We start from the raw sequence: 6,076 nt of genomic DNA, 5'->3' as shown, positions 1-6,076 counted from the left end.
TCGGTCATCGCGAAACACGAGCGGGTGTGACCGGCCACCTGCGGCGCCAGCCAGCGCGCTTTCTGCGCGGGCGACGCGACGCTTTCCATCAGGTGGATATTGCCTTCGTCCGGCGCGTGAATATTCATCGCGATCGGGCCGAGCGGCGAATAGCCCGCTTCCTCGAACACCACCGCTTTTTCGACGTGTGTGAGTCCGAGGCCGCCGAGTTCGCGGCTTGCATGCGGCGTGAGCAGCCCGGCCGCGCGGGCGCGTTCCACGAGTTGCTGGCGCAACTCGTCGCCCGGTCCATGCGAACCATGACGGAGCGTCGACTCCAGCGGAACGACCTGCTCGGCGATGAAGCGTCGGGTGCGATCCCGCAGTTCCAGCAGCGCTGGCGGCAGGGTGAAATCCATGGCGTCTCCTTGTGGTTCCGGGAAGGTAGCACGACGGCGGCGCTCGTGGCGCCGCCGTCGCCCAGGTGCGGGACGCGTTAGGGGCAAACCATGACATCTCGACGCTAGTTATTATATTAATATAACAACCTACACAGCAGCCGATCCCGCCAGTCCGTAGACAGGAACTCCGCCATGCGCCATACCGCCGCTCAACGGCTCGACCGTTTGCCCGAAGGTCCGTTTCATCGGCGGCTCGCCGCGATGATCGCCGCGGGCCTGTTCTTCGACACCTTCGACCTGTATCTCGCGGGCGGCGTGATGATCGCGCTCGTGCACAGCGGCTGGTCGACCATGGCGCAGAACGCGCATTTCGTGTCGGCGGGTTTTCTCGGCATGCTGATCGGCGCGATCGTGGCCGGTATCGTCGGCGACCGTTACGGGCGGCGTTTCAGCTTCCAGTTCAATCTGCTGCTGTTCGGTCTGGCTTCGCTCGCGGCCGCGGCAGCGCCGGACATCCACTGGCTGATCGGTTTGCGTTTCGTGATGGGACTCGGTCTCGGCGCGGAAGTCATCGTCGGCTACGGGATGATCGGCGAATTCATTCCGCCCGCACGGCGCGGCAAATGGGCCGCGATTCTCACGCTGGTAGCGAATTCTTCGTTGCTGGGCGCGACGCTCGCGAGCTATTTCATCATTCCGGCTTTTGGCTGGCGCTGGATGTTCGTGATCGTCGGTCTCGGCGCGCTGCTCACGTGGGCGGCGCGCAAGAAGTTGCCGGAATCGCCGCGCTGGCTGGAGTCGGTCGGCCGCTTCGACGAAGCCGATGCGATCGTCACGGAAATCGAAGCGGAGGTCGCGGCGGGCCGCGTGTTGCCCGAACCGGTCGCCGTCGCGGAAATGCCGATGCAGTCGTTCCGCATGCGGGATCTGTTTGGCCGGCGACTGTTGCGCGCCACGTTGCTCGGCATCACGGTCAACATCGTCGGCTTCAGCGCGCTGTTCGGCTTCGTCATCTGGCTGCCGACGTTTCTGGTTCAGAAAGGCCTGAGCGTGTCGTCGTCGCTCGGCTACGCGTCGCTGATGGCGACCGGCGCGCTGCTCGGCGCCGGGCTCGCCGCGCTGCTGTCCGACCGCTGGGGCCGCAAGAAAGGGATTGCGGGCATGTCGTTCGTCGCCGCGGCGCTCGGTCTGCTCTATCCGCATGCCAACTCGCTGGTCGTTGCCACCGTGCTCGGGCTTCTGCTGTTCGCCGCGCTGTATTTCTGCGGCACGCTCGCGTTTTCGACTTACGTCCCCGAACTGTTCCCGACCGAACTGCGTCTGCGCGGCACGGCGATTTCGAATGTAGCCGGACGCCTCGCGTCGATGCTCGCCCCGCAAGTCGTCGTGCTGGTGTTCCAGAGCGGCAGCGGCATCAACGGCGTCACCGCGATCCTCGCCGCGCTGCTGGTCGTGCAAGGCCTGGTCGTGGGACTGTTCGGCATCGAAACGCGGCATCGCGCGCTCGACAGCCAGATCGAATCGCTCGCGCTCGGCGTGGGGCCCGAGCCGGACGCCGAGCCGAAGTCAGTCGGCTCAGCCACCGCCTCAGCCCCCGCCACCGCACCGCGTCGCTGACTCGCGCCGCATCCGTTCACGAGGAACCGCTCATGTCCGCTTCGCCGCTTCCCGAACCACTGCTTCCCGAACAACTGTCGGTGCCTTGCACGATCATGCGTGCCGGCACCAGCAAGGGACTGTATTTTCACGACGCCGATCTGCCGCCGCCCGGACCCGCGCGCGACGCGTTCCTGATGGCGGCGACCGGCACCGACCTGTTGCAGATCGACGGATTGGGCGGCTCGCGCCTCGTCACCGCGAAGATCGCGATCGTCAAGCCATCCACACGCGAGGATGCCGATGTCGACTACACCTACGCGATCGTTCCGCCCGGCCGCGGCATCGTGGTCTACACGAGCAACTGCGGCAACATCTCGTCGGGCGTGGGGCCGTTCGCGATCGATAGCGGCCTCGTGAAGGCGAGCGGCCCGCTCACCGCCGTGCGCATTTTCAACACCAACACGAAGAAGCTGCTGGTCGCCCATGTGCCGGTGCGCGACGGTAAGGCAGCAGTCGGCGGCGCGTTTGCGATTCCCGGCGTGCCCGGCACCGGCGCGGAGATCTTTCTCGACTACACGCAGACGGTTGGCGCCAAAACCGGCCGCGCGCTGCCGAGCGGCCATGCCGTCGACACGTTGACGCTCGAAAACGGCACGCCGGTCGACGTCACGTTGGGCGATGTCGCGAATCCGTGCGTGTTCCTGCGCGCCAGCGATGTCGGATTGACGGGCAGCGAGTTGCCGGACGACATCGACCAGGCTGCGGGCGCGCTCGCCATGCTGCGCGAAATTCGCGGCAAGGCGGCGGCGCGACTCGGCCTTTGCTCTCGCTGGGAGCGCGCGGAAAGCGAATCGCCGGCCTTGCCGCTGGTGGTGCTGGTCGCGCCGCCGGCCGATTACCCGGATGCGAACGGCCGGCCCGTTGCAGCCGGGACGATGGATCTGCAGGCGCGCCTGATCTTCTACAACCGTTGCCATGAAAGCATGGCCGGTACAGGGTCGATGTGTACGGCGGCGATGTCGCGCGTGCCGGGTTCGATCGTCGGGCAGGCGACTCGCAACGCCACCGGCAACGTGCTGCGCATCGGTCACCCGCTTGGCGTGATGACGGTTACGGTCGAAGCGCTGCACGAAGCCGGCTCGAACGACGTGACCTACCGGCGGCTCGGATTCAGCCGTACCGCGCGCACATTGATGGAAGGCCGCGTGTATGTGCCGAACGTCGTGGTCAACGAGGTGCCGCGATGAGTGCGTCGTCGGTTGCATCGGTGCAGTCACCGCGACCCACGCTCACGGCGAGCGAGCAGATCGCGCGTTTTGCCGCGAGCTTCGACGCGGCCCGGGTCGGCGCGTCGCTGCAGCGGACTTGCGCGCGCTCGTTCGCCGATACGTTCGCAGTCGGTGTCGCCGGACGCAACGAAGCCGCAGCGCTCGCGGCCTTGCGCTACGTGGAGTGCACTGGCTCGTTCGATACGAGCGGCGACGCGTCGCATGCGGGACGCGCAAGCCTGTGGGGACAGTCCGTTTTTGCCAGCGTCGAAACGGCGGCTTTTTATAATGGCATCGCGGCGCATGTGCTCGATTACGACGATGTGACCGTGCCGCTGCGCGGCCATCCGAGCGTCGTGCTGTGGCCGGCGTTGCTCGCGCTCGCGGAAGCCGCGCAACTCCCCGGCGAGCGGCTCGCGGCTGCGTACGTGGTGGGCTTCGAAGTGATTTGCAAACTGGCGCGCGTGCTCGCCGTCGCCCAATACGACAAGGGCTGGCATTGCACCGCGTCGATCGGCGTGCTGGGTGCGACCGTTGCCTCGGCATGGCTGACCGGCCTGAGCGAAACGCAAACCGTTCACGCGCTCGGTCTCGCGGTGGCGCAAGCGGCAGGCTCGCGCGACAACGTCGGCACCGAAGCCAAATCGTTTCAGGCGGGTCAGGCGAGCGCGGCCGCAGTGCGCGCGACGCTGCTCGCGCAAGCCGGCCTGCGCGCATCCGCGGATGCGCTGGACGGTCCGCATGGTTACACGGCCTTGTACGGCGAACGTCAGGACCTCGGCCCGAGCTTGCGGGAACTCGGTGGCGAGGTACTCGAACTCGAACGCAGCGGTCTCGATATCAAACAGTATCCGATGTGCTATGCGACGCATCGCACGCTGGACGCTCTGCTTGCCTTGCGGCACGAACACGGTTTGACGCTCAGCGAGGTACGCCACGTCTCGATTCGCACGAGTCGTGGTGCGCTCGTGCCACTCACGCGGCATCGGCCGGCAAGCGGACTCGAAGGAAAGTTCAGCATCGAATATGCTTGCGCCGCGGCGCTCGCGGACGGCCATGTCCGGCTCACGTCGTTTACCGATGCCGCGGTGAATCGCCCTGCCCTGCAAGCGTTTTTCCCACATGTCGTAGCCGCCGAAGCCGATCTGCCGCTCGTGCCGCGCGTGGCCGACGTCATCGTCACGCTGCACGACGGCCGGGTCTTGCGGCGGCGTGTCGAGATGTTGCACGGCTCGTCGCAGGATCCGCTGAGCGACGCGGAGTTGCAGGCCAAGCTCGCCGATTGCCTCGCCTGGTCGCAGAGTCCCGTCAGCGCCGCGCATCTGGTCGAGGTTGCACGACGCATGAACACGCTCGCCGTTCACGACCTGCTGGCGCAGCTTCGCTGAGCATGCGACGATTCGCGACTCGCTCCGCGCGAACCTCTTTTCGACGCTCCAGGACCTTTCATGCAAAGCGATGTCACTTCCCTGCCGCTCGCCGGCGTACGCATTCTCGATATGTCGCGGATTCTCGCCGGCCCCTGGTGCGCGATGGTGCTCGCCGATCTCGGCGCCGAAGTGATCAAGCTCGAACATCCCGAACGTGGCGACGACACGCGCGACTGGGGCATCCGTATCGGCGACACCGAAACCGCGTATTTCAACAGCGTGAATCGCAACAAACGTTCGGTCGGCGTGAATCTGCAAACGCCCGCAGGGGTCGAAATCGCGCGGGCGCTCGCGGGCCAGTGCGACGTCGTGATCCAGAACTTCAAGGTCGGCGGCGCGGCGAAACTGGGCCTCGCCTACGAAGACCTGAGCGTCGGTCGCGACGACCTGATCTACTGTTCGATTTCCGGTTACGACCCGACCGGTAGCGAAGCCGCGCGGCCCGGCTACGACCTGGTCGTGCAAGGCGAAGCGGGTCTGATGGGCATGAACGGCGACGCGCACCAGCCGCCGTTGAAATTCGGCGTCGCGGTAGTCGATCTGTTTACCGGCATGTATTCGGCGCAGGCGATTCTGGCCGCGCTGTTTCAGCGGCACAGCACGGGACGCGGCCGCAAGATCGAGATGGCGCTGTACGACTGCGGACTGATGATCACGTCGTACTACGGGCTCGAAGCCCTGCTGCTCGGCGAAGATCCGCCGCGCTACGGCAATGCGCATCCGTCCATCGTGCCGTACGGCGTGTTCGATGCGGCGGACGGTCCGCTCGTCATCACCGTCGGCAACAATGCGCAATTCCAGCGCTTCTGCCTGGACGTGATCGGACGCCCGGACCTTGCTAGCGACGCGCGCTTTCTGACCAACCTCGATCGCTCGAAATATCGCGAGGTGTTGTTGCCGGAAATCCATCGCGAGTTGCTGGCCCGGCGTCGCGACGATCTGCTAGGCAAACTGGCCGGCGCCGGCATTCCGTGCGGCGAAGTGGCCGGTCTGCATCAGGCGTTGAGTTCGCCGCGCGCGAAAGAGGCAGGGCTCGTGAACGCCTACGACCATCCGGCGGCGGGCCGCGTCGATCTGTTGTCGCCGCCCTGGCGCTTCGACGGCGAGCGCTTGCCGGTGCGCCGCATTCCACCGACCCTGGGCGAAAGCACCGCCGAGGTGCTGGGTGCGTTGCTCGATCTGTCCGGCGAGCGCTTGCAGGCCTTGAAGCGCGACGGGGTGATCTAACCTGAGGCAGGATAAAAAAGAAAAAAGCCCTGTTCTGCGGTCAGAACAGGGCTTTGTTTTTGCTGGTGCGTGAGGCCGGACTCGAACCGGCACGCCATTGCTGGCGTCAGGACCTAAACCTGGTGCGTCTACCAATTTCGCCACTCACGCGAATCTTTGAATGCGGCAGGAA

The 6,076-nt window shown here is 65.8% G+C and carries 5 protein-coding genes and 1 tRNA gene; 4 read left to right on the top strand and 2 right to left on the bottom strand.

Annotated elements, in window-relative coordinates; all coding sequences use genetic code 11:
* A partial coding sequence (locus tag FQ746_RS31890; RefSeq protein WP_186310885.1) for an acyl-CoA dehydrogenase family protein occupies nt 1-398 on the bottom strand: 398 nt, incomplete at its 3' end.
* Nucleotides 399-572: 174 nt separating this feature from the next.
* Between FQ746_RS31890 and FQ746_RS31885 the strand changes: the two genes are divergently transcribed.
* Genes FQ746_RS31885 through FQ746_RS31870 form a run of 4 tightly spaced genes read left to right on the top strand, consistent with a single transcriptional unit; the run spans nt 573 to nt 5,904 of the window.
* Nucleotides 573-1,997, top strand: coding sequence for an MFS transporter (locus FQ746_RS31885; protein WP_144113789.1), 1,425 nt, complete (start codon nt 573-575; stop codon nt 1,995-1,997).
* Nucleotides 1,998-2,029: 32 nt separating this feature from the next.
* Nucleotides 2,030-3,226: a 2-methylaconitate cis-trans isomerase PrpF family protein gene (locus tag FQ746_RS31880; protein ID WP_144113788.1), complete on the top strand. Its 1,197-nt coding sequence runs from the start codon at nt 2,030-2,032 to the stop codon at nt 3,224-3,226.
* Nucleotides 3,223-4,635: an MmgE/PrpD family protein gene (locus FQ746_RS31875; protein WP_144113787.1), complete on the top strand. Its 1,413-nt coding sequence runs from the start codon at nt 3,223-3,225 to the stop codon at nt 4,633-4,635. The genes FQ746_RS31880 and FQ746_RS31875 overlap by 4 nt, the downstream gene beginning before the upstream one ends.
* Nucleotides 4,636-4,695: 60 nt before the next feature.
* The gene (locus FQ746_RS31870; protein WP_144113786.1) at nt 4,696-5,904 is read left to right on the top strand and encodes a CaiB/BaiF CoA transferase family protein; all 1,209 of its coding nucleotides are present in this window, start codon (nt 4,696-4,698) and stop codon (nt 5,902-5,904) included.
* Nucleotides 5,905-5,967: 63 nt separating this feature from the next.
* Here the strand turns inward: FQ746_RS31870 and FQ746_RS31865 are convergent.
* A tRNA-Leu gene (locus tag FQ746_RS31865) sits at nt 5,968-6,054 on the bottom strand.
* Nucleotides 6,055-6,076 lie beyond the last annotated feature (22 nt).

The organism is Paraburkholderia sp. BCC1886, assembly GCF_900996245.1.
Taxonomy (GTDB): domain Bacteria; phylum Pseudomonadota; class Gammaproteobacteria; order Burkholderiales; family Burkholderiaceae; genus Paraburkholderia.
This window is presented reverse-complemented; position numbering and strand designations above follow the sequence as displayed.

What these genes read in the sequence shown, in the direction of transcription:
- FQ746_RS31870 (WP_144113786.1), top strand. Translation starts at nt 4,696, where the DNA reads ATGCAAAGCGATGTCACTTCCCTGCCGCTCGCCGGCGTACGCATTCTC.
- FQ746_RS31880 (WP_144113788.1), top strand. Translation starts at nt 2,030, where the DNA reads ATGTCCGCTTCGCCGCTTCCCGAACCACTGCTTCCCGAACAACTGTCG.
- FQ746_RS31875 (WP_144113787.1), top strand. Translation starts at nt 3,223, where the DNA reads ATGAGTGCGTCGTCGGTTGCATCGGTGCAGTCACCGCGACCCACGCTC.
- FQ746_RS31885 (WP_144113789.1), top strand. Translation starts at nt 573, where the DNA reads ATGCGCCATACCGCCGCTCAACGGCTCGACCGTTTGCCCGAAGGTCCG.